The following is a 23,132-nucleotide window of genomic DNA, read 5'->3' as shown; positions in this document are numbered from 1 at the left end:
CGCCCCTGATCTCGAATGTCCGTCAAACCGAATCAAGCCCAACCTCCTGCTCCCGGCAGCTGCGGTGCCAGGGTCAGGGCACCTGCACCGGTGGCTATCCGAGCCAGGTGATGTTCAGGACGGACAGGCGGCACAGGGGCCTGTTCACCCAGTAGGTGAGGGAGAGCTGGCCGACGGAGGCGTGCCGGACGTCCTCGCCTTCGGGGTCGTCTTCTCTGCCAAGTTCAGCGTGTTGCGGTGACGTACGGTACGCACGATGAGGCTCGTCCAGAGACCTACGAAGCTGCGAACTTCTGGATACGCGCTTAGGCGTCTCTGAGTACCGTGTACGGATGCGGTGGTCAGGACTAGGACTGTTTATACAGTTCCCGCTGCTGCTCGAGAGTCAAGGCGTTCACTCGCTTCGCGAGGTGGTCCTGGAACGTCTTGTGGATGAAGGCCACTCCGTCCCCCGAGGCCCGCAGGAGGGCACGTTCGCGGGCGAATTTGACGAAGTCCTTCTGCAGGTAGGGGAAGGCTTCCCGGGAGAGCAAGTGCGTGGCGATGCGCATGTAGCCGGAGATGACGGTTGCAAAGACCGACGAGGACCTGTACAGGGCCCTGGGTGGCGCCGTCGCCGCCCGCAGGAACGTCCTACCGTGGTAGATCTCGTCTAACACCTCGGGAGATGCCTGGAATTCGAGCTGGAAAAAATTCAACGGGTAGATGACCGTGGCCTGGTACTTTTTCATGACCCGTGCCATGAGCAGCAGACGGCTCTGGACCTGGCGCAGGGTGAACTGCGCGGTGGTGTGCTCGCCCCGCAGGGTGCGATCACGCGTGACCATCCGCTCCACGAACGCGTCGTAGACCAGTCCGCGACGTTCCTCCAGGGTTCCGAAGCTGGACACCGAGCCCTCGTCCACACCGGAGTAGGCGAGCACGGCGATGCCCAGCATCAGCGGAGTGGTCAGCACCCTGGCGAGATCGGGGTCCGCCGCCGCGGCCGCGCGCAGTGCCCATACCCGGTGCCCGGCAGCATTCAGAAAGGCGTGCACGGCGTGCACGGGCAGCGGTTGCACGGTGACCGCTCCGTTCACCGTCAGCTTGTTCCGCATGCGGTCGTAGTCGGCCAAGCGGCAGGAAAGGACGAGGAGGCAGTGCGGGTGCCCGTCGGCGGAAGTGAACTCGTTGATGCGCGCAACGCACTCCTCTGCCTGCTCCGGGTCCACCTCGTCCAATCCGTCGAGCACGAAGCAGAGTCGTCCCTGGGCAAGCAGTACGGACGCGACCGTAGAAGAGACCCGGTACCGGTTGCGCAGTTCCGAGATCAGCCAGTCCTCCAGCGAGCCGCCACGCCAGTTCGTCAGCAGCAGGAAGACGGGCACGGGCGCCTCGGCGTCCGCCTGTGCCTCCCGTACTAGGGCGGCCGTCAGCTCCAGGAGGTGCACAGTCTTTCCGGCTCCCGGCGCACCGAGTACAAGCAGCTGATGGCCGTGCTGCTCGAATATGTCCCGCATGGTGGTGTCGTCGGGCAGCGACGTGCCCGTGTTCGTCGTCACCTCGCGTGGCCCCCACGGGTCGTGGACGGCGGCCGGGGTGTCCTGCAGACCGACCTCGATGCGTACGGCGTCGTTCCACCGCAGGTGGAGGTGCCGTGTCCACGTGCTGTGCACGCGTTGGAGTAGTCCCGCGCGCTCGCGCCGGATCTGTTCCTCGCCGATGTCCTCGGCCGCAGCAGCGGCCTCCACCTCGGCGTGCAGGTGGCGGATGTAGAGAGCGATGCAGGCGACGACTGCCAGGACGACCAAGGCGATCGTGATCTTGCGCGGTGTGTCGCCCACAACGGACTTCACCACGTCCGGAAGTAGCCCCGCCGTTGCCTCGAGGGATAGGAACAGCACCAGTCCGACGGCCAGGGTCTCGAGGGCCCAGCCCACCCGGGGCCGCCGCGACTTCCCGCCAACTCGCCTCATCTGCGCCCCCTGTGCCGCTTCGTCAGCGCCGCAACGATAGCAACGGGACGCCCTGATCCCTTGCCTATCCAGCGGGCGACTGAGGCTGAGTGGGCAGGATACGCACGACGGCGGTGGGAACTGCGGGCTGCTGGCGAAGCTGCCGGATTTCCGGGGTCAGCTGGTTGACGACGCGGGCGAGGGCTTCGCGGTCGGCTGGCCCCGCTCTTTCACGGGGCGGAGGCGAGGCCGGCCCTGCCAGTCCTGGAGGACCTCGTACAGCGGCGCGAGGGAGAAGGTGCGCCGCGATTCCTCGAGGGCGGCGGCCCACTCGTGTTCGAAGGCCGGCACCCAGGTATCGGCGCGCAGCTGGGCGAGGAGGTCGGCCGGCGCCCCGGGCGCGGGGTGTACGGCGTGACGGGTGCGTGGTCGGGCTGTGCGCTTATCAGCTGGTCCTTCCGGCGGCGGATCCACCGCCACGGTACGCGCGCCGGGTGGCCATGGAGCATCGCTGCGGCGATGGTCTCGGTGAGCACCGGCTCGGACAGCAGGTCATCCGGGGGTTCCGGATCGTGGTCAGCGTCGGGCAACGGGCTCTTGCTGCGGTCGATGGGCGGCATGTCGATGGTCATGCTTTTCACTTCTAGTCAATAATCCAGATCGAGGTAATCAATATCGTTGATTTCCACGTCCGACAGTCCCATAGCACGTCCTCCGCCGTCCTGAAAATACACTTCTTTGAATCCTTCGGCGATGATGCCGCGCATCTGCTGGTCGCTGGCCCCCGTGTTGCGGGCGTCGAAGAGGCGCTGCGCGTAGGCCGCGGGAAGGTGCACGGTCAGGCGGCGGAAGCGGCCGTCGTCGGTTGTGCCGACGGGCGCGGTGTAGCCGAACCGGGCCCGGGTCTCCACCGTGATCCCGCCGGTGGTGGCGGCCTGCTTCTGCTGGCGCCTGCGCACCAGCGGCTGCCACCGCTGCCGTACGGCCTCATCAATCTTCAATCTTCGCGGCGACGTCGGCCCGGGCGTGCTTGCGGGCGCCGCGCCGGTAGCGGTTGATGGAGTCAGCGGTGACCCCGATCTCTTGGGCGACGGCCTTCGCGCTGCCGAACTGCTTGAGCAGGAACCCGATCTGGCCCTCAGCGTCTTGGGCGGGTCCCTGGTGAACGCCTCCCGGTCGGCACGCTCGATGGCGTCGTCGATCTCTCCCACGGCCCTACTCCCCTTCGTCCAGTACGGCGTCGTGTAGGTTCCGGCCGCCGTTGTCATCCCCGACCGCGGTGACCTGCTGTTTGTGCTGCTGTCTCATCGGATGTCCCGCAGTTTCCGTCTCACTTCGATGGCATTTCCTCATGCGGCATCGCCTTGCTGGTCCTCGTTGGGCTTCCAAGTCTGGTCGAACCAGGCGATGAAGTCCTTCACGGTGCCGATGCGGGCAATCCTCTCGTGGATGGCCCGCTGGTCGTGGCCGGGGAGGAAGTCACCCCGGCTGATGGGCTTGCCGCATCCGCAATTGCACTCACGGTTGCCCAGGGGGGAGTCGAAGTAGGTGATGGGATTCTGCTGGGCACCGTTCGGGGCGGGCTTGCCGACGTAGTGGTCATAGACGGGATGTCCAGGACCAAGGATGCGGCCTTCGAAAGCCCGGCGCCCACCAGGGACGTCGACAACCCGGTCGACCTCCATGGCCAGGCGGATGATTCCGCCTCCGTTGACGACCGCGAACCGCTCGCGTTCGACGCGCGCACCGGGCATCACCCAGACTCCGCGGGCGATCTCGTAGAGCTGCCGATCGGACAGCCCGTCGCGCCAGCCGATCTGCGAGCGCCGAAGAGGATCGCTGTTCGGGTCGACGTCCTTCTTCTTGCCGAGAGTGATCTGAATCATCACGCCTCCCTGCGAGGCCGCCTCGTGGTCGGAGAGGCCGAGGCGGCCTGCTCAGGATAGACTATGCATCCCCGTCATAACGGGGTATCGCTGGTTCACTCCTGGAGGGATCCACCTCTCCCGGGGCGGCGACCGGGTATGTCGTGCTGCCGATCAGGTCCCTGCGCAACTTCGCGATCAACGCTCTGCGCAGCGCGGGCCACCACAGCATCGCCGCCGGGCTCCGCCAGCCACCTCTCCTACCAGCCCCACACCCGCCCGCTCGGCTTCATCAACCCGCCCTGACCAGCAACACCCGTGATCACCGGAGCTCTGAACCAACCCTAGTAGGCCTCAACCCGCCCCGGCCTTTTGGAAGCTAGGGCTCATACTCTCGGCAAGACAATTGGGAGCGGCGCCCGACCGTGGGTCTTGACCCACGGCCCTACTTCACACGGGCCAGGACCACCGTCCAGTCATCTGTCGGGGAATCCAGGTTGTCGATGTGGTCGAGCTTCCATTCCTGGTCCCGGACAGGGAAGACATCGCCGGGCGCCAGGGAGTGGCGCGTGTCCGTACCTCCGGTGCCGACGGAGAGCCTGACCGTCGGCACCTGTCCCGCCGGGGCGTAGACATGGATGACGCTGAAGCTTCCGATGTCCCGGTTCGCCTGTGTGTTGGGCGAGAGGGCGATTTCCTGAGCAGTCATTTCGGGTCCAATGTGGTGTAGAAGGGAAGGAAAGTCTTCCGGAATTGTTCAAAGGTCATCGGCTGCGGATCATCCCTGTTGTGGGGGTTCCGCAAGTGGATCATCCGCGGTCGTCGATCTCCGTGACCTCGTATGCGTGCCCCCCGAAGAGATCATCGGGCAGCGGCCTCTCGTCCTTGCTCGGTTTCCGGGTACCGACCACGATGGGGCAGTCATTCTGTCGCGCTCACGGGGCGGACCCTGCGCCATGTCACACGCAGCATGGACACCATCATCACAACCGCCGTCACACCGGTCGCCATGATGCTGATGTTCGTCTACGTTTTCGGCGGCGCCATCGATACCGGCTCGGTTTCGTATGTGAACTACATGCTGCCCGGCATCCTGCTGATGACCATCGCCTCAGGTATTTCCTACACCGCGTACCGGCTGTTCGTCGATGTGAAGAGCGGGCTCTTCGAACGGTTTCAGTCCATGCCGATCGCGCGGTCGGGTGTGCTGTGGGCTCATGTCGTCACCTCTCTGGTCGCCAATCTGATCGCGCTCGTGCTCGTCGTGGGCGTCGCTGTGCTCATGGGCTTCCGCTCCGGGGCGGGAGTGTCGGCATGGCTCGCGGTCGCCGCCATCCTGCTCCTGTTCACCCTGGCGCTGACCTGGCTCGCCGTGATCCCCGGGCTCTCTGCGTCGTCGGTCGAGGGGGCGGGCGCGTTCGCCTACCCACTGATCTTCCTGCCGTTCGTCAGTTCGGCGTTCGTGCCCACGAAGACGATGCCCGGCCCGGTAGGCTGGTTCGCCGAACATCAGCCGGTGACATCGATCGTCAACACGATCCGCGACCTGTTCGCCCAGCAACCGGTCGGAGACGACATCTGGACCGCCCTCGCATGGTGCGTCGGCATCCTCGTCGTGGCGTACGTCTTCGCGATGGCCGCCTATCGCCGGAAGATCGCCTGAGACAGTCTGAGACCCATGCTCACCATCAGCAGGCTGGCGGCGTACGCCGGGGTGACAGTGCGGGCGGTACGCCACTACCACCGGATCGGGTTGCTGCCGGAGCCCGAGCGCGACCGGTCCGGATATCGGAACTACGACGCTGCCGCGGTCGTGCGACTGATCCGGATCCGGACCCTCGCAGACGCCGGCGTGCCGTTGGCTCGGGTGCAGGAACTCCTCGACGCCGGCCCGCAGGAGTTCGCCGGCGCTGTCCAGGAGGTCGACACGGCCCTGCGTGCCGAGATCCGGCGGCTGCGGGACACCCGCAGCCGACTCGCCAGGCTTGCCGCCGGAGAGCACCTGGCGCTCCCGCAGAGCGTCGTGGGCTACCTCGACCGGCTGCGCGGTCTCGGCGTTGAGCAGCGGTACATCGAGATGGAGCGGGACGCCTGGATCATGATCGCCGCCCAGGTGCCGCACTCCATCGACTCCGTGATCGCCAAGAAGCACGAGGAACTGGACGACCCCGACATGGTGAAGCTCTACGGCCTTCTCAGCGGGGCACTCGACTGGCCGGCCGACGATCCGCGGGTCGTCGAGGTCGCCGCATTCATGGAGCGTTTGATGATGCGGGCTGTGGAGGCCGGCGAGATGGGTGCCGACGACGGCATCGACGACCAGTTCGTCGACCTGCTGGACTCGACCATGGTCGAGTCCTCACCACACGCCGCACGGCTGTTGGCGATCCTGGAGGAGCGGGGCTGGAGGGGCTGGACCCGCATCGAGCAAGTGCCTGCCGACAGACTCGACACTGAGCTGCCGCCGTCCTGAAGGCGGACCGGGGTCCTGGTGCAATGGCCACACGGGATCGCCCGCACACGGCCTCTGCGGACACAGCATGCCGAAGCGGATGAGGAAAGATCCGCTGGACCGTGCCCGCCAGGTCGGCCTCCGAGGCTCGCCGGTGCCTTCCGTCGCATCGATCCGGGTGGTGAGCGTCCGCGCAGGGGCGCCGGTCGTCGGGCCGGCCGCGCCGGGAGCGGGCAGGCCCGTGGAACGACGTCCCCACTGTGACGGTGCGTGCACGCGGCGCGGCACCTCGCACCCGCCGGGCGCCCCGTCGTACCCCGCCGTGTGACCCGGCTCTCGCCGATGCTCGAATACCGCTGTGCCGGAGGGTGCGCAAGCCCTCCGGCACGGGGTGTGAGGCAGGGCACACCGTCGAGCGCTGCGGGCTGTCCGGGGTGACAAGTACGCTACGGAAGATTTTCCGGAACTTGTCCCCCGGTCGGCGCCCCGTGCACCGACCGTGATCTTCCCGAGGACGCCGCGTGGATTCGCTCAACTCCCTCATCCTCGACGTCAACGACGTCTTCTGGACCTATCTCCTCATCCCCCTGGTGGTAGGTGCCGCCCTGTACTTCACGCTCCGGTCCCGCGGGGTGCAACTGCGGCTGCTCCCCGAGATGGTGCGGGTGCTCGGCGACAAGGCCCAGCCGGGGCCGGACGGCCGCAAGCAGGTGTCGTCCTTCGGGGCCTTCACCATCTCCGCCGCGGCCCGGGTGGGCACCGGCAACGTCGCGGGTGTGGCCGCCGCCATCACCGCCGGCGGGGCCGGTGCGGTCTTCTGGATGTGGGTGATGGCGCTGCTGGGCGCCTCGTCCGCGTTCGTGGAGGCGTCTCTCGCGCAGCTGTACAAGGTGCGCAACCGGGACAAGGACGGCAACGAGTCCGGCACCTACCGGGGCGGCCCCGCCTACTACATGCAGCGCGGCCTCAACAAGCGCTGGCTGGGTGTGGTCTTCGCGGTCGTCATCACGCTGACGTTCAGCTTCGTGTTCAACGCGGTGCAGTCCAACACCATCGCCTCGGTCACCAAGGGCTCCTTCGGCGACGACTTCCCGGCGGCCGGCGCCGGCATCGCCGTCATGGTGCTGCTGGGCCTGGTGATCTTCGGCGGTGTCCGGCGCATCGCGACGGTGACCCAGCTCGTCGTCCCCGTGATGGCCGTGATCTACCTGCTGCTGGGCCTCGCGGTGGTGATCCTCAACATCTCCGATGTGCCGCGGGTCTTCGCGGACATCGTGGGTGGTGCCTTCGGCTTCCGCGAGGTCGCCGGCGGCGCGATCGGTGCGGCGATCCAGCAGGGCATCCGGCGCGGCATGTTCTCCAACGAGGCCGGCCTGGGCTCGGCGCCCAACGCCGCCGCGACGGCCGAGGTCTCGCACCCCGTCAAGCAGGGGCTGGTGCAGACCCTCGGGGTCTTCTTCGACACGCTGCTGATCTGCTCGATGACCGCCTTCGTCATCCTCACCACCAACCCCTCGCTCTCCGAGCGCGGCGGTGCGGACCTGACGCAGACCGCTCTGGAGGACTCCCTCGGCGGCTGGGCCGGGCACGTGCTGACGCTGGTCGTCTTCCTGCTCGCCTTCTCCACCCTGATCGGCAACTACTACTACGGCGAGTCCAACCTGCAGTTCATGACAGGCGCCAAGGGCCGCCGCTGGGTGCTGCCCGGCTTCCGCATCCTGGTGCTGGGTGCCGTGTTCGCGGGCGCGCTCGGCTCGGTGGACGTGGTCTGGAACCTCGCGGACGTCTTCATGGGCAGTATGGCGCTGGTCAACCTGGTGGCGATCCTGCCGCTGTCGGCCATCGCGTGGAAGCTGCTGGACGACTACCGCGCCCAGCGCCGCCAGGGCCTGGACCCGACGTTCGTCCGGGACCGGCTGCCGGAGCTCCCCGGCGAGATCGAGTGCTGGGAAGGCGAGCGGGCCGCCGCGGCGGAGACTGCCAAGGCGTCGGCCGAGAAGCGCTGAGCCGCACCGGCGCCGTCCGGGGCCCCGCGGAGGGACGGCTCTCCGCGGGGCCCCGCCGTGCTCAGGTCAGCTCGTCCGCGACCACCGAGGCGGCCTCGGCCACCAGCCTGTCGTCGTACTCGGCGTCCCGCTCCGTGCGCTTGGACATCACGGTGACCACGAGCGGAGCCCTGCCGGGCGGGCGGACGACGGCGATGTCGGAGCGGGTGGCGTAGCGCCCGCCCCCGCTCTTGTCGGAGACACTCCACTTCTCGGGGACCCCGGCCCGGATCAGAGTCTTCCCGGTGGGGCTGTTCCGCATCCAGGTGTCGAGCTGGGTCCGCTCCTTCCCGCTCAGGCCGTCACCGAGAGCGACGGCGCGCAGGTCGGCGGTCCAGGCGCGCGGCGTGGTGGTGTCCCGGTCGTCGCCGGGGGTCGCCTCGTTCAGCTCAGGTTCGTAGCGGTTCACGTTGGTCACGTCGTCGCCGAGCGTCTCGAGGAAGGCGTCCAGCGCCTTGGGCCCGCCCAGTTCGCGCAGCAGCAGGTTGTCCGCGGCGTTGTCGCTGTGCCTCAGGGCCGCCGCGCACAGCGCCCGCAGCGTCATCCCCTCCTCGACGTGTTCGCGGGTGACGGGGGAGTGGGGGAGCAGGTCCTCCTTGTGGTAGGTGATCACCTTGTCGAGACCGCTCAGCGAGCGCTTGTCCAGGATGGCGGCGGCGGTGAACGCCTTGTGCGTCGAGGCGTAGGCGAACCGCTCGCCCGCGTGGAAGGAGATCTCCCGGCCGGTGCCGGTGTCCACGGCGTGCACGCCGAGCCGGGCGTCGTACGTGCGCTCCAGCTTCCGGAAGGCCGCGGCGGTCTCGTGCCGCGCGGACCCGGTCGCCGAGGGCTCGGCGGAGGACCCCGTGCGGTCGTCGGTGCCGCAGGCCGGCAGCGGCAGGACGAGCGCGAGCGGACCGAGGACGCTGAGAGTTCTGCGCCGGGCTGAGGTCGTGCGCATGGGTGGTCGATACCTCCGACTGTCCGGAACCTGATTCCCCGGGCCGGTGGGGGCCCGGTACGGCGGGCCACACGTGCGCCGCCGCGGGAGGCAGCCTGCCGCGGCGCCGGTCATGCGGTCCAAGACCGGATCGCGCCGGTTGATGCAGGATCCGCATAGCTTCGGCAGGCGCATACAGTGGCATGCGTGGATCTTGTAGGCGCCTGCCGTGCGTTCGTGCACGTCAGTGAACGGGGCAGCTTTACCGTGGGCGCGGCCGCGGCGCGCATGTCCCAGTCGGTCGCCAGCCGTCGCGTCGCCGCGCTGGAGCGGCACTTCGACGAACTGCTCTTCGAGCGCAGCGCGCGACGGACCCGCCTGACCCCCTTCGGACGGGAACTGCTCCCCGCGGCGCGGCGGCTGGTGCTCGCGGCCGAGGAGCTTCAGCACGAGGCGGCGGCAGCGCGTCGCCGGCCCGTCCGCCTCGCCGTCCCCGACACCTGCCCGGCACCCGCCCTCGCCCGCCTCGCGGCGGCCGCCCGCGGTCACCGCATCGCCCTGGAGCTGCGCACCGCCGACCCGGAGGCGCGCCCCCACCTCGTCCGCTCCCAGCAGGTGCGGGCCGCGCTCGTGGCGGTCCCGCCGGACCAGGCGCGCTGGCGCGTGCCGCTCGGGCTCGCCGGCCTCGACCGGCCGCGCGCCCGGCGCCGCTACCTGGAAACACTGCGGCCCCGGCGCACCGGCTCGGCGCCGCCCCGCCGCGTCTGGCTCCAGCCCGAGGACGACGTCCCGCACATCCGGGACCCGATGGTCCGGCTGCGCGACACGGTCGGACTGCGTCCCGCGCAGCTCACCGTCGCCGCCACGCTGACCCAGGCGGCCGCCGAGGTGTTCGCCTCGCAGGACCTGCTGCTGTGCTCACCGCTGCAGGCCCGGGAGTTCGGTCTGCACTGGCGGCCCCTCGGCGAACTCGCGCTGGAGCGGACGTTCGGCCTCCTGGCTGACGAGGAGAGCGACGCCGAACGGCTCGGCGCCCGCCTGGACGAGCAGATCGCACACTGCCTGGGCGCGGACGTGCGGAAGGACGAGGACGAGGACGAGCACGAGCACGAGGACGCGGACGAAGAGGAGAGCTGAGCATGACGGACGGCCACCTGCTGCGGGAGCTGCGCCAGGCCCTGCACGACGGCGGACTGACCGGCTCGTTCCTCGTGCGCGACCTGCGGACGGGGCGGGAGGCGGGCATCGACCCGGACTTCGAGCTGCCCGTCGCCTCCCTCGTCAAGCTGCCCCTCGCCCTCGCGACCCTGGAGCGTATCCGGCGCGGTGAACTCGACGGCGCCCAGCAGCTCGACGTGCAGCCGGGCCGCGCCACCCGGCCCGGCCCCACCGGGCTCACCCGCTTCCGGCATCCGGCCCGCGTCGCCCTCGACGACCTCCTCTACCTCAGCACCTCCCTCAGCGACAACGCCGCCGCCAACGCCCTGTTCGGCCTCACCCCGCCCGGGGACGTGGATGCCCGGGTGCGGGCGCTGGGGGTGCGGGGCCTCGCGATCCGGCACGCCCTCGGCGAGCTGACCGACACGCCCGTGGAGCACCTACCGGCGCAGAACGCGCCTCTGGCGCACTCCCTCGCCGTCGGCGCCGCCACCGGCGGGCACGGCCACCGGCTCCCGCAACTCGATGTGACCCGGGCCAACTCCGGGACGGCCCGGGCCTTCGCCGACCTGCTGGAAGTCTTCTGGACCCCCTCGGCCGTTGACCCGCACGTCGCGGCGCGGATCCGCTCCCTGATGGCCGACAACGTGCTGCGCCAACGGCTCGCGCCGGACTTCAGCTCCGACGCGGCCACCTGGGCGTCCAAGACGGGCACCCTCCTCAACCTCCGGCACGAGGTGGGGGTGGTCGAGCACGAGGACGGCGACGTCTTCGCCGTCGCGGCCCTGACCGAGTCCCGGGTACCCGCGGTGGCCCAGCCCGGCGCCGAGGCCCTGATGGCCCAGGTCGCCCGCGAGCTGCGGGACCATCTGCGGCACGGCTGAGGCGGTGCGCAGCCGCGCGCTGCCACCGGAACGGATCCGACAGCTGTGCGACGCCATGGTGGAAGCGCACGGCGCCTCCAGCCGGGACTGCGGAAGCTGCTGAGGAGCTGATCGCCCGGGCCGGGCCGGCATCGCCCATCCGGGCGGGCCGCCCGGATGGGTACGTCCAGGAGCCTCCCGGCGGCAGGCGCCGCCGCCCGGATCAGCGCTGCCCGTACCGCTGGGCCTCTTCCCCCAGGGTGCGCAATTGCTGCTCGGGCTGGGAGATGAGGGTGCCGAGCCCGAGCTTGCCGGCACCGCCGGCCGGGGCCGGCGCCGGGGCGGCCGAAGGCTGCGACCCGCCGTCGGCCACCGCGGCCTGTGCCGCGGTGGCCGCTCCCAGCAGGGACGCTCCGGCGGTCAGCATTCCCAGCGCCAGCGCTCGCTTGTGCATCCGGTTCCTCCCGGCTGTCGGTACCGCACGACGGATCACTACGACAACGAGCCCCGGTCCGCAGCGGACACGCCCCCCGCCTCCGGGGTCTCCCGTCCGCGCCGCTGATCCGGTTCGGCCATACGATGGCGTACACAACGTCGGCCGTGCCCGTATGCGAGACCGGGTACCCGGGTGAGAGGCGAGGTGGAAGGCATCGTGGGCGCTGCGCGCACCCCCCGGAGCCGGTGGATCGAGGAGGGGCTGCGGGTGCTGGCCCGCGGCGGCCCGGACGCGGTCCGCGTCGAAGCGCTGGCCAAGCACCTCGGCGTCACCAAGGGGGGCTTCTACGGCTACTTCGCCGACCGGGGAGCGCTGCTGGAGGCGATGCTGGATACCTGGGAGCGGGAGAGCGTCGACGGGGTCATCGACCGCGTCGAGCGCGAGGGCGGCGACCCGAAGACCAAGATCCAGCGGGCCGGTGCGCTGACCTTCTCCAGCGACCGGCTGCTCCCCATCGACCTCGCGGTCCGCGGCTGGGCTCGCCGGGACGCCGCGGTCGCCGAGCGCCTGCGCAGGGTGGACAACCGGCGGATGGCGCTGCTGCGCGAGATGATCGGCACCTTCTGCCCCGACCCCGACGAGGTGGAGGCGCGCAGCATGCTCGCCTTCTGCGTGGCGATCGGCGAGCACTTCATCGCCGCCGACTACCAGGGCCGGACGCGGGCCGAGGTGCGGGCGCACGCCGCCGACCTGGTGCTCGACCGCCCCCGGGAGGAGCACCCCGGGGAGGACGGCGGACCGTGACCGCGCCGCGCGTAGCGGCCGGCGCACCAGCCCCTTCGGGCGGCACCGCACCCCGTCCGGCGGGCACGGCCCGGCGGAGACGCTTTAGGGTCGGTGGATGGCGAAGTACTTCGACGTGCACCCAGAGAACCCACAGCGCCGGACCATCAGCACCGTGGTCGAGAGCATCCGCGCGGACGCGCTCATCGCGTATCCGACGGACTCCTGCTTCGCTCTGGGGTGCCGGCCGGGCAGCCGCGACGGCATGTCCCGCATCCGCTCCATCCGCAACCTCGACGAACGCCACCACTTCACGCTCGTCTGCCAGAACTTCGCGCAGCTCGGCCAGTACGTGCACGTCGACAACGACGTGTTCCGCGCGATCAAGGCGGCCACGCCGGGCCGCTACACGTTCATCCTCCCGGCGACCAGGGAGGTGCCGCGCAAGCTGCTGCATCCGAGGAAGAAGACCGTCGGCGTCCGTATCCCCGACCACGTGGTCGCACAGGCACTGCTGGCCGAACTCGGCGAGCCGCTGCTCTCCAGCACCCTCCTCCTCCCGGATGAGGACGAACCGATGACCCAGGGCTGGGAGATCAAGGAGCGGCTCGACCACGTCGTGGACGCCGTGGTCGACTCCGGCGACTGCGGTACCGAGCCCACCACGGTGGTGGACTTCTCCGGGGACACGGTCGAGATCGTGCGGGCCGGGGCGGGCGATCTCGCGCTGTTCTCCTAGCGGCACACCCCGGGCGGCCCGCGCGTGACCGGGACGCGGCTTCCCGCGCGCCCCGGACGCGTCGGGGGCCGCCTCGGTCGCTCGCCGGGACGGGCAGGTGCCGGGTAGGCGCCGTGTTGTCACTCGGGGTCGGTTGTGCCGTTCCGCTCCCGCAGGACCCCCGCGGTGCGTCGGCACCACTCCTGGTTGTTCCGCTCGAAGTCCAGGCCGCGCAGGCAGGTCAGATAGGGGCCGATCCGCCTGCCGTGTCGCAGGAATTCCTCCTCCGCGCGGTTCCCGCGCATCGTCCGCAGCAGCGCTTCGAACAGCTCGGCCCTGGTCTGCGCGAAGGCGGCCCGCTGCTCGAGCCGGTCGATCAGGTCCGCCGTGCCGAGGTGGTCGGCGGCCTGTACCGCGACCAGGAGGTCGTCGCGGACGAAGGTCGGCTTCGCAGGGGTCGCGGCGAAGCGCCGCAGTGCGTCCAGCCCGGCGTCGGTGACCTGGAAGAGGCGCTTGTTGGGGCGGGACTCCTGGACCACCTCGCGTCCCGAGACCAGCCCGTCCTCCTCCAGCTTCGTCAACTCCGCGTACACCTGCTGCGGCAGCGCGTGCCAGAAGTTCGCCACACCCGCGTCGAACTGCTTGGCCAGTTGGTATCCGCTCAACTCCTCGTCCAGGAGCGCCGCCAGTACGGCGTGCCGCAAAGCCACCGGGCCGTCCCCTCTCCGCCGTGCACGCCCCTGTCCAGGGCACCGAGGGCGTGATAGTCATGAATCTGAGTAATCGTACTCATGACTATCAAGGGTGAGCCATGACCACAGTGGACCGCTTCCGCGCCGCCGTCGACAGCCGCGATCTCAGCGCCCTGGAGGGGCTGTTCACCCCGGAGATCCGGCTCCACAGTCCGGTGAAGTTCACCCCGTTCGAAGGCCGGGAGGCGGTTCTGGGCCTCTTCGGGGTCCTGCTCCGTACGTTCGAGGACTTCCGCTACGTCGGACATCTCGACGGCACCGCACAGGCCGGCCGGGACGGGGACCAGGCCCCCGCCGCGGGGCTGGTCTTCCGGGCTGTCGTCAACGGCAGGCAGATCCACGGTATCGACCTGCTGCACCTCGATCCGGAGGGCCGGATCGCGGAGTTGACGGTGATGGTCCGCCCGCAGTCCGCGGTGCACGCGCTGGGCGAGGCGGTCCTGGCCGGTCTGGTGGCCGACGGCCTCGTCCCCGCCGGGGACGAGCACGAGGGCCCGGCACCGGCCTCCCGCTAGCGTCGTGTGCGCCGTCCCGCAGCGGTGCCTGCCCCCGGCGGGCCGGTCCGTACGTCCGGCCCGGAACGAAGACCCGGACGGTCGGACGGGGGCGGTCGGCGACGGGGGCGGTCCCGGCCATGTCGGTCCCGCCGGAGTGCTGTCCCGGTTCGGCGGTGTCGCCGGTCAGCGGGGGAGCGGGAGGCGGGAGCGGGAGGCGGCCACGAGCGCGGGCACGGTCGCCAGCTTGCTGCGTGGTCGGCCGGCGCGGCGGCCCCGCGCCTGCTCGGCGCGGTCGATGGCCGCCAGCCCCCGCGCGTCGACCAGATGGCTGCTGCGGTGTCGGGCCAGGCGCCGGAACGCCTTCGCGGAGCCGGTGGGCTGCGGAAGGGAGCCGTCGGCCGCGTCGCTCAGCAGCGTCGTGACGGTCTCGGCCGCGCAGGAGCGGTTGGCGCCGATGCCCCCGGTGGGCCCCCGTTTGATCCAGCCCACCACGTAGCTGCCGGACAGGCCGGCCACCCGCCCGCCCTCGTGCGGGACGGTCCCGCTGTCCTCGTCGAAGGGCAGCCCGGGGACGGGCGCGCCCCGGTAGCCGACGGCCCGCAGCAGCATCCCCGTCCGGATGCCGGTACCGCCCGCCTCCCCGGTGACCCGGACGTGCAGGTCGCCGTGTGCCTCCCGGCCGCCGTCGACGGAGTCACGCACCTCGAGCGGCGCTGAGTGGAAGCGGAAGACCAGGCGTCGGGGGCCGGAGGCCGCCGGAGAGGAGTAGTCCACCCGTTCGCGTGGGATGTCGCGGAGCAGCGCGGCCTTCTCCTGCGGCCCCGCGGCGTCGATCGCCGTGCCGGTGCGCGGGTCGTGGTCGTCGACGACCGGCCGCACCCCGGACAACCGGGTCAGCGCGCGGAGTTCGGGCCGGGTGCAGGCGGCGTCCTCCGGGCCGCGGCGGCCCAGCAGTACGACCTCGCGCACGGCGCTCGCGCGCAGGGCCGCCAGGGCGTGGTCGGCGATGTCCGTACCGGCCAGCTCCTCCGGGTCGGTCAGCAGGATGCGGGCCACATCGAGGGCGACGTTGCCGGTGCCCACCACGACGATGCGCGGCGCCGACAGATCGATCGCGTCCGCCGGGACGTCCGGATGGGCGTTGTACCAGGCGACGAAGGTGGTGGCGGCGAGAGAGCCGGCCGCCTCCTCGCCCGGAATCCCCAGCCGCCGGTCACCGGGAGCCCCCACGGCGTAGACGACGGCGTCGTGGTGGGCGCTCAGTTCTTCCGCCGTGATCTCCCGGCCCGCCTCGACACCCAGCAGCATCCGCACCCGCGGGTGGCTGTGGAACCGGGCGAAGGCGTCACCGATGCCCTTGGTCGCCGGATGGTCGGGCGCGACGCCGTACCGCACCAGTCCTCCGGCCACGGGGAGCCGGTCCAGCAGCGTCACCTCGGCAGCCGTGTGCAGCAGCAGGTCCTCCGCGGTGTACATGCCGGCCGGGCCGGTGCCGACGATCGCCACCCGGGGCGCGGTGAAGTCGGAGGGCAGGGTCCGCGGGAACGACGGCTCGCTCCAGGGGTGGAAGTTGGGGCTGTCCTCCGCGGGTCGGGGTGCGGGCGCGTCGGCGTAGTAGGCGGCGTTGATCTCGGCGTACGCCCGCTGCGGCCCGGTGAGGTTCTCCACCGGGAAGACCGCGTCCACCGGGCAGGCGTCCGCGCAGGCCCCGCAGTCGATGCACGCGGCGGGGTCGATGTAGAGCATCTCGGTGCTGCCGAAGTCGCGCTCGCCGGGAGTGGGGTGGATGCAGTTGACCGGGCAGACGGAGACGCAGGTGGCGTCGTTGCAGCAGTTCTGGCTGATGGCGTAGGTCATGGGGCCGGTTCCGTGTGCGGCGTGCGGCGGTGGGAGGCGCCGCGACGCGGGCGGGCGGGGTCAGATCAGGTGGGCGCGCTTGTAGAAGACCAGCGCCGGCCTGGTCAGCAGCCGGGCCGAGGCCAGGAACTCCATGAGTCCCGCGCAGCTCGACCGCAGCATCGACTTGTGGTGCTCGTTGGCCGCCGCCTCGCGGAGGGCGCGGCTCTCGTCCAGACCGGCGGTGGCGTACACCTTCCGGTTCACCATGCTGGTGACGATCACGTAGGAGGCGACGGCGATGGCGAACGCGTTGATCTGGCGGCGCAGCCGGCCGGCCTTGGCCAGCCGCTTGCGGGTCTCGTCGCGCGCGAACTTCATGTGCCGCGACTCCTCGACGACGTGGATGTTGTTGATGGTGCGGACGAACGGCACGACCCGCTCGTCACGCATCCAGTCCCGCTGCATCACGTCGAGGACCTCCTCGGCCACCAGGATCGCCGCGTAGGCGGCCTCTCCGAAGGCGAGGGTCTTGAACGCCCGGCCGAGTTCGCGGGCCACGCGGCGGGGCTGATAGGCGGGTGCCCGGAGCTTCTTGGCCCCGCGCGCGAACATGATCGAATGCCGGCACTCGTCGGCGATCTCGGTCAGCGCCCACTGGACGGTCTCCTGGGACGGATCCTTGGCGTAGACGTCGCGCAGGATCATCTGCTGCAGGATCATCTCGAACCAGATGCCGGTACCGGCCACCGAGGCGGCTTCCTGGCGGGTGAGTTCCTTGCGCTGCGCGTCGGTCAACTCGGCCCAGTAGGCGGTGCCGAACAGGGTGCTCCACTCCGGGCTCGTGCCGTGGAAGTCCTCGTCCAGCGGGGTGTCCCAGTCGACTTCGGCGAGCGGGTCGTAGGACAGCTTCGCCGAGGAGTCCAGCAGCCGCCGGGCGACGCCGTCCTCCTCGGAGAGCTGCGGAAGGTCCGGCCGGGTGATGCTGCTTGCCATGCTGCGACTCCTCGGGTTCGGACAGTGGGCCGTTCCGGCCCCCGTCGGTGCGGTACGGGTGCTGGTGTGCCGGTGGAGGGTGGGCCCGGACGCAGTCTCCGCGGGCCGGGCCGCCGGTGCGCTCGGCGGAGCGGACGCCGAGGCCCCCGGACCCCTTGTTAGACGGACTGTATAACAAGGGGTGGATCGTGCCTACCCTCCAGTAAGAAGGCGGCCTCCGGGGGCTCCCCGCCTGTGCCGGGCCGACGGGGAGTGCGAGGCGCACCGGGTGCGTCCGTCCCGCGCACGCGCGCTGGTTTGGCCCGCGGGACGGCGGACACCCGGCAGCCTCGACGCGGTGTCGCGCACCCGGCGCGACGACCGCCGAACTCAGGGAGAGTGCTGCATCATGGCCGTCGTAGGCATCGTCGCGGTGTGTGTGGTCCTGCTCGTTCTGGCGTTTCTCGCGCCGCGGCTGTCCCGTCGCCCGGAGCGGGGCACCCAGCGGACGCTGGGTGCCGGAAACCGCACCGCGGGCAAGGCCCCGGGAGCGCTGGGCCGGTTGTTGAGCAAGCCTTTCCGCAGCAGCCAGAAGGCCGTCGGGCGGAGTGGTTCGGCAGGGCGCAGGGCGCGCGGGCGCCTTCCGCTCTGAGTGCTGGTATCCCGTCGGTGCGCCGGGCGCACGACGGTCGGCGAACTACCGGTGCATGACGGTACGAAAAGGTGACATTCCGCCTTCTTCACTTCTCACAGGCGGGCACGTCGGGGAGTGTGTCGAGCGGTGCGGTCGGGCATACGGGGGCGAACGGAAGAGGAGGAACATCGTGTTGTCACTTCATTCCGACGAAGCGTCCGTCGCCGACGCCCGCGCCCTGGCCGCCGCCTACGTGGTGGAACACTGCCCGACCGTCGACGCCGCCACGGTGGGAACCGTGGTCACCGAACTCGTTGTCAACGCCGAGCGCCACACCTCGGGTCCCTGGCTGCTGGTGATCGACCGGACCGGTGGTGTCCTGAGCGTCGAGGTGCGGGACGCGAGTCGGGAACTGCCGGGCGTGCGCAGCGGTGCACTGGACGGATCCGGCGGATGGGGCATGCACTTGGTGCACGCGCTCACCCCTTCGGTGGAAGTCACCGTCGACGGCCCCGGCAAGACGGTCAGCGCGCGCTGGCCCGATCTGCCCGCGCAGGCCGCCTGAGTACACCTGCCGATGCATCCGCCGACGGGCCCGAACGCCTTCCCCGCGTGTGGAGCCGCGACTTCCGGCGCCGTCCGGGTGCCCCGAGTCGCGACGATACGTGAGATGAATCGCCGATTCGGGTGCCATGACCTCGCGTTTCGCGGGCAGGTGGAGAGTGCGGCCGGGAAGCGGCCGCCGCGCACGGAAGCCGGCGCGCAGTCCGAGGAGATGAGGCGCTCATGATGGTGACCGATTCGACGGCACGCGGGCACGCGGGTTCTCCCGGGGGTACCGATCTCCCCGTGATCGAGTCGCCCTCCCGGGTTCCGGCCAAGGACGCCAGGGCGCTGACCAAGCAGTTCCTCGCCCGGCTGGACGAACTGGAGGAGGGCACGGACGCGTACCAGTACGTCCGCAACACCCTCATCGAGATGAACCTGTCCTTGGTCCGCTACGCGGCGTCCCGTTTCTCCACCCGGGCCGAGGACCTGGAGGACGTCGTCCAGGTCGGCACGATCGGGCTGATCAAGGCTATCGAGCGGTTCCAGGTCTCGCGGGAGGTCGCCTTCACCACGTTCGCCGTCCCGTGCATCGTGGGGGAGATCCGGCGGTTCTTCCGCGACACCACCTGGGCGGTGCACGTACCCCGGCGGCTTCAGGAGGCCAGAGAACAGCTCGCCCGCGCCGACGAGGAACTGCGCTCCCGGCTCGACCGGGAGCCGACTGTGGCGGAATTGGCAGCGCTCATGTCGTTGCCCGAGAGCGAGGTCATCGAGGCGCGGAAGGCCGCCAACGGATACACCACCACCTCGCTGGACGCCGCGGTCACGGGCGGCGCCGAGGGCGGCCGGGCCCTGGCCGACTGCATCGGGGGACCCGATCCGGCGTTCGAACTGGTGGAGGACTTCCAGACGCTGGCCCCGCTGATCGCGGAACTGGGCGAACGCGACCGGATCCTGCTGCACCACCGCTTCGTGGACGAACTCACCCAGGCCGAGATCGGCGAGCGGCTGGGGGTCTCGCAGATGCACGTCTCCCGGCTCCTCAGCCGCCTGTTGGCGCGGCTGCGCGTCGCCATGACGCAGCAGCCCGACCGGCCTCGCGTCCCATCCGGCGCCCTTGCGGCGGCCCGCAGCTCACCCTCCCAGCCGGTTCCGCGCCCCGAGCCGGGTACCGAGTCGGGTCCCGAAGCGGCCCCCGCGGACAGCGGCGGGCACTCCTCCGGCGCCGCCGGCCGTCCGGACGCGGCTTCCGCTTCGGAGGACCAGGGGCTGCTGGGGCTGCGGCAGGCCCATGAGCGGCTGCTGCCCGGCATTTCGCTGGCGGCGCTGCGCTGGGCGCGCGCCAACGACGAGAGGTTCCCCGCGGCTGCGGGCAAGCGGGGCGCCGAACTCCTCTACCGCACGTCGGAGCTGACGCGCTGGGCGGAATCCCGGCCCCACGCCCCCGTGCCGCGCGCGGGCGCGGCAGCGGGCTCCGCACCGGATGGTGGCACCGCCTGACCGGCACGGCACGGCAACGCGGCGGCTCCGGCCGAGCATGCTCTCTGCCGGATGCCGCCTCCGTGCGGGTGCGGTCCCGCAGCCCTGCGAGGCATGAGGTTTACCGCCGCCGAAGCCGGTGAGAAGTGCGGTCACGTGCTTGGGAGAACAGGCACATACGCGGAGGAGATGCCCACTCGTGGCCCGCGTGGTGCTCCCGAGCCGCCTCTCCCCGCGCTGTGCACCGTCGACGACAGCGGGAGGAGCAGCCCATGAGTGCCGATCGGTACCGGCCCGGCGACACCGCCGCGCCCACCGGAAGGCCGCCGCGCGTCCCGGGGGTCTCCGCCCCCGGACACCAGGCCGCCCGGTGCGCCCGCCGCCCGGCGCAGTCGGAGTGCGTACGAGCCCCCGCCGTTCGGGGCTCCCCGCGCCGCAGGCCCGCACCCGCCACCGCATACCGCCCCGCGCCCGCTCGCCCGGGCCGCTTCGCCTCCACACCTCCTGAAGGGAACCTTCCCATGCTGCTCGCCCACCCCGCCGTTCTCCGCGATCTCGTCGAGCAGTACGCGGCTCTGAGTGTCCTGCGGGCCGAGGACGGGTCCCCCGAGGTGCGGCAGCGTATGAACGACATCGCCTACACGCTGTGCGTCTCGACCGGAACCGGGGACATCGACACCGCTCTCGTAGCAGCCCGGCACCGGCTGCCCGGCGCCCGCGTCGGCGACGACTCTTTGCTGTACGCGCAGGACGCCCCCGCGGACCACCCCGAACCGCCGGAGTTCGCCGTGACGGTCGTCGCTGTTCCGGAGGCGTCGCAGCGAGCGCCCCGGCCCGCCGCCGCGGTGTGAGCGCGCCCCGGACCGGCGGACGCCGCATGCCCGCACACCGGGGTGGGGGAGAGGCGTCCCCGGTCACCGCCACCCGGCCTCTCCGGCCCGGCCGTCCGGCCTGTCCGGCTGCCGACCCGGTCGGCTCGCCCGCTGGTCCGGCCTCCTCCCTCGTGCCGCTGCGCGCGGCAGTACTGCTCGCGGCCGGCTGACCGTCACACCGTCTCCCCTCTTGTCGGCGAGCCGGACCCGTCGGCCGTCCCCCGGCGGCCGGTTCCGCTCCCACCGCTCCCCAGCGAAAGGACCCCCCCGTGCCCAAGACAGCCCTGACCGCGCCCGGTCCTCCGGCGCCGCTCGTCGCACCCGGGTGCACCGCTCCCCGCAAGGCGGCACACTCCGCAACGGGGAGCCGTGCACGCCCGGTCGGTGCCGCGGCCCGGCGCCCCGGCCATCCGCTGTCCGGATCGGTGAGACGGTGACGGCGCAGGACCCGGCAGCGCCGGGAGGTGCCCCGACCGCGCAGGCCGTCGCCGCACCCGCTGCCGAGCGGCCGGCCCCCGGCCCGGCCGCCGACGGCGCCGAGGGCCGGCCGGCGGAGTCGGTACGCGAGCGCGAACAGTACATACGCCGACGCCTGGAGCGGTTGATCGGCATCGCCGCCACCGAGGGCAACGCACTGCGGGTCCTCCGCAACGGTGACGAGATCTTCCCCGCCATGCTGCGGGCGATCCGGGAAGCCCGGCACACCATCGACATGATGACGTTCGTGTACTGGCAGGGAGAGATCGCCCACGAATTCGCCCACGCGCTGAGCGAGCGGGCGCGGAGCGGCGTGCGGGTGCGACTGCTCCTGGACGGATTCGGCAGCCGACCCATCGAGAAGTCCCTGCTGGCGGACATGGAACGGGCGGGCGTCGCCGTGCAGTGGTTCCGCAAGCCGATGTGGGTCTCGCCCTTCAAGCAGAACCACCGCTGCCACCGCAAGGCCCTCGTGGTGGACGAGCGCACCGCCTTCACCGGCGGCGTCGGCATCGCTCAGGAATGGTGCGGGGACGCGCGGCATCCGGGGGAGTGGCGCGACACCCATGTCGAGGTGCGCGGCCCCGCGGTCGACGGCGTCTCGGCCGCCTTCGCGCAGAACTGGGCCGAATGCCACGACGAACTCTTCGACGAGGCCGACCGGTTCGTCGAGCACGACGCCCCGGGCACGGCTCTCGTCCAGGTCGTCCGCGGCTCGGCGAGCTTCGGGTGGCAGGACATGCAGACCCTGCTGCGCGTCGTGCTGGAGTCGGCTCGCGAGCGGGTGCGGCTGTGCACGGCGTACTTCACGCCGGACGACTACTTCGTCGACCTGATGAGCCGGACGGCGCGGCGCGGGGTCCGGGTCGAGATCCTGCTCCCGGGACCGCACACCGACAAGCGTGTCTCCCGGCTGGGCGGCAGGCGTGCCTACGACGACCTGCTCGGCGCCGGTGTGCGGATCGCCGAGTACCGGCCCACGATGATGCACGCCAAGGTCGTCACCGTCGACGGCATCGTGGCCCTCACCGGCTCCACGAACCTCAACCGCCGCTCCCTCGAACACGACGAGGAGGTGATGCTGGCCGTCATCGACGAGCGGTTCACGGCGACGCTGGACGACCACTTCGCCGCGGACTGGGACGATGCGGAGCGCATCACCGCAGGCCGCTGGCGGCGGCGCCCGGGCGCCGAGCGCCTCAAGGAAGCGGCGGTGCTCCCCATTCGCCGGTTCCTGTAGGGATCGGCGTGCCGTTTCGCGGCTCGGCGTATGTTCCGGGGCCTTGCTGCCGGCGGTCGTGCGGCCCGGTTCTTTTATAGAGTGGCCGGATGACCAGTGCAGACGGGGGCCGGCAGGCAGGTGGCGGCACCGCCGGGGCCGGTCCCACCGATCTCCAGCAGTTCGCCGTGGAGCTGCGGAGGATGAACGGGGAGTTCGGCCGGCTGGTCCACGGGTTCGCCGCTGCTCAGGGGCTGCACGCCACCGACGCCGCCGCGCTCGCCGCGATCCTCGACGCGGAGGAGCCGCTGACCCCGGGGCTGCTGCGGGAGCATCTGGGGCTCACCTCCGGAGCGGTGACGGCCTGCCTGGACCGGCTGGAGCGGGCCGGACATGTGCGGCGCTCCAGGGATCCGGCCGACCGGCGGGTGGTGCGCCTGCACTACCCGAGCGACGCGCGGGCGGCCGCGCGCGGGTACTTCCGGCCGCTGGCGCAGGCGACCGACCGCGCCCGCTCGCAGTTCGACGAGGAGGAGCAGCGTGTGGTGCTGCGCTTCCTCGCTCTGCTGAACCAGGAGCTCTCCGCCCTCCGCGAGGGCGGAAGCTGACGGCTTCGCGGCGGCGTGGGCAGTTGCGCCGACGGCGAGGTGCGGAACAATTTAATTCAAT

At 71.1% G+C, this 23,132-nt stretch carries 19 protein-coding genes and 5 pseudogenes; 14 read left to right on the top strand and 10 right to left on the bottom strand.

All coding sequences use genetic code 11. From position 1 onward, the window contains the following. Positions 1-347 precede the first annotated feature (347 nt). From P2424_RS01365 to P2424_RS01345, 5 genes and pseudogenes are all read right to left on the bottom strand, one after another. The gene (locus tag P2424_RS01365; protein ID WP_276473971.1) at positions 348-1,955 is read right to left on the bottom strand and encodes an NACHT domain-containing protein; all 1,608 of its coding nucleotides are present in this window, start codon (positions 1,953-1,955) and stop codon (positions 348-350) included. A gap of 228 nt (positions 1,956-2,183) precedes the next feature. Further along, positions 2,184-2,380: pseudogene (locus P2424_RS01360) on the bottom strand (DUF6247 family protein); the annotation flags it as partial. A gap of 201 nt (positions 2,381-2,581) precedes the next feature. Then, positions 2,582-3,145 (bottom strand): annotated as a pseudogene (locus P2424_RS01355) (XRE family transcriptional regulator). 138 nt (positions 3,146-3,283) lie between these two features. Beyond that, positions 3,284-3,820, bottom strand: coding sequence for a hypothetical protein (locus P2424_RS01350; RefSeq protein ID WP_276473970.1), 537 nt, complete (start codon positions 3,818-3,820; stop codon positions 3,284-3,286). A 424-nt stretch (positions 3,821-4,244) separates the two neighbouring features. Further along, positions 4,245-4,508 carry a DUF6406 domain-containing protein gene (locus tag P2424_RS01345; RefSeq protein ID WP_276473969.1) on the bottom strand — a complete coding sequence of 88 codons (264 nt, stop codon included), beginning with the start codon at positions 4,506-4,508 and terminating at the stop codon, positions 4,245-4,247. A gap of 222 nt (positions 4,509-4,730) precedes the next feature. Between P2424_RS01345 and P2424_RS01340 the strand changes: the two are divergent. The 3 genes and pseudogenes from P2424_RS01340 to P2424_RS01330 all read left to right on the top strand — a co-directional run. Continuing rightward, positions 4,731-5,462: pseudogene (locus P2424_RS01340) on the top strand (ABC transporter permease); the annotation flags it as partial. Positions 5,463-5,477: 15 nt separating this feature from the next. Continuing rightward, positions 5,478-6,272 (top strand): MerR family transcriptional regulator, encoded by a 795-nt coding sequence (locus tag P2424_RS01335; RefSeq protein WP_276473967.1) that lies wholly within the window; start codon positions 5,478-5,480, stop codon positions 6,270-6,272. 500 nt (positions 6,273-6,772) lie between these two features. After that, positions 6,773-8,257 (top strand): alanine/glycine:cation symporter family protein, encoded by a 1,485-nt coding sequence (locus P2424_RS01330; protein ID WP_276473966.1) that lies wholly within the window; start codon positions 6,773-6,775, stop codon positions 8,255-8,257. Between the two features lie 61 nt (positions 8,258-8,318). Here the strand turns inward: P2424_RS01330 and bla are convergent, their stop codons facing one another. Next, a complete protein-coding gene (bla, locus tag P2424_RS01325) occupies positions 8,319-9,236 on the bottom strand; it encodes a class A beta-lactamase (protein ID WP_276473965.1) in 918 nt (305 codons plus the stop codon). A gap of 186 nt (positions 9,237-9,422) precedes the next feature. Between bla and P2424_RS01320 the strand changes: the two genes are divergently transcribed. Continuing rightward, positions 9,423-10,352, top strand: a complete 930-nt coding sequence (locus P2424_RS01320) for a LysR family transcriptional regulator (RefSeq protein ID WP_276473964.1) — start codon at positions 9,423-9,425, stop codon at positions 10,350-10,352. Positions 10,353-10,354: 2 nt separating this feature from the next. After that, positions 10,355-11,257 carry a serine hydrolase gene (locus P2424_RS01315; RefSeq protein WP_276473963.1) on the top strand — a complete coding sequence of 301 codons (903 nt, stop codon included), beginning with the start codon at positions 10,355-10,357 and terminating at the stop codon, positions 11,255-11,257. A gap of 202 nt (positions 11,258-11,459) precedes the next feature. Here the strand turns inward: P2424_RS01315 and P2424_RS01310 are convergent, their stop codons facing one another. After that, on the bottom strand, positions 11,460-11,690 hold the full coding sequence (locus P2424_RS01310; protein ID WP_276473962.1) for a hypothetical protein: 231 nt from the start codon (positions 11,688-11,690) through the stop codon (positions 11,460-11,462). A 198-nt stretch (positions 11,691-11,888) separates the two neighbouring features. Here P2424_RS01310 and P2424_RS01305 point away from each other — a divergent pair, with 198 nt between their 5' ends. Next, positions 11,889-12,476, top strand: coding sequence for a TetR/AcrR family transcriptional regulator (locus tag P2424_RS01305; protein WP_276473961.1), 588 nt, complete (start codon positions 11,889-11,891; stop codon positions 12,474-12,476). A 97-nt stretch (positions 12,477-12,573) separates the two neighbouring features. Further along, positions 12,574-13,194, top strand: coding sequence for an L-threonylcarbamoyladenylate synthase (locus P2424_RS01300; protein ID WP_276473960.1), 621 nt, complete (start codon positions 12,574-12,576; stop codon positions 13,192-13,194). Between the two features lie 119 nt (positions 13,195-13,313). Here the strand turns inward: P2424_RS01300 and P2424_RS01295 are convergent, their stop codons facing one another. Next, positions 13,314-13,883 (bottom strand): PadR family transcriptional regulator, encoded by a 570-nt coding sequence (locus P2424_RS01295; RefSeq protein ID WP_276473959.1) that lies wholly within the window; start codon positions 13,881-13,883, stop codon positions 13,314-13,316. A 101-nt stretch (positions 13,884-13,984) separates the two neighbouring features. Between P2424_RS01295 and P2424_RS01290 the strand changes: the two genes are divergently transcribed. Then, entirely contained in the window at positions 13,985-14,440 is a 456-nt protein-coding gene (locus P2424_RS01290; protein WP_276473958.1) for a nuclear transport factor 2 family protein, read from the top strand. 165 nt (positions 14,441-14,605) lie between these two features. On the opposite strand, the gene P2424_RS01285 is transcribed toward P2424_RS01290, so the two are convergent. Both P2424_RS01285 and P2424_RS01280 read right to left on the bottom strand, forming a co-directional pair. Next, complete coding sequence (locus P2424_RS01285) at positions 14,606-16,279, bottom strand: FAD-dependent oxidoreductase (protein WP_276473957.1); 1,674 nt, start codon at positions 16,277-16,279, stop codon at positions 14,606-14,608. A 60-nt stretch (positions 16,280-16,339) separates the two neighbouring features. Further along, entirely contained in the window at positions 16,340-17,254 is a 915-nt protein-coding gene (locus P2424_RS01280; RefSeq protein WP_276473956.1) for a diiron oxygenase, read from the bottom strand. Positions 17,255-17,642: 388 nt separating this feature from the next. On the opposite strand from P2424_RS01280, the gene P2424_RS01275 reads away from it, so the two are divergent. The 6 genes and pseudogenes from P2424_RS01275 to P2424_RS01250 all read left to right on the top strand — a co-directional run bounded on the left by P2424_RS01275 (position 17,643) and on the right by P2424_RS01250 (position 23,071). Then, positions 17,643-17,885 (top strand): DUF6411 family protein, encoded by a 243-nt coding sequence (locus P2424_RS01275; protein WP_276473955.1) that lies wholly within the window; start codon positions 17,643-17,645, stop codon positions 17,883-17,885. 172 nt (positions 17,886-18,057) lie between these two features. Beyond that, positions 18,058-18,432: an ATP-binding protein gene (locus P2424_RS01270; RefSeq protein WP_276473954.1), complete on the top strand. Its 375-nt coding sequence runs from the start codon at positions 18,058-18,060 to the stop codon at positions 18,430-18,432. A 224-nt stretch (positions 18,433-18,656) separates the two neighbouring features. After that, positions 18,657-19,484 (top strand): annotated as a pseudogene (locus P2424_RS01265) (SigB/SigF/SigG family RNA polymerase sigma factor); the annotation flags it as partial. Positions 19,485-20,416: 932 nt separating this feature from the next. Beyond that, a pseudogene (locus P2424_RS01260) lies at positions 20,417-20,641 on the top strand (DUF5133 domain-containing protein); the annotation flags it as partial. Positions 20,642-21,347: 706 nt separating this feature from the next. Continuing rightward, positions 21,348-22,484 (top strand): phospholipase D-like domain-containing protein, encoded by a 1,137-nt coding sequence (locus tag P2424_RS01255; RefSeq protein WP_276478776.1) that lies wholly within the window; start codon positions 21,348-21,350, stop codon positions 22,482-22,484. 89 nt (positions 22,485-22,573) lie between these two features. Further along, entirely contained in the window at positions 22,574-23,071 is a 498-nt protein-coding gene (locus tag P2424_RS01250) for a MarR family transcriptional regulator (RefSeq protein WP_276473952.1), read from the top strand. Positions 23,072-23,132: the final 61 nt, after the last annotated feature.

The organism is Streptomyces sp. WMMB303 (genome assembly GCF_029351045.1).
Classification (GTDB): Bacteria; Actinomycetota; Actinomycetes; order Streptomycetales; family Streptomycetaceae; genus Streptomyces.
This window is presented reverse-complemented; position numbering and strand designations above follow the sequence as displayed.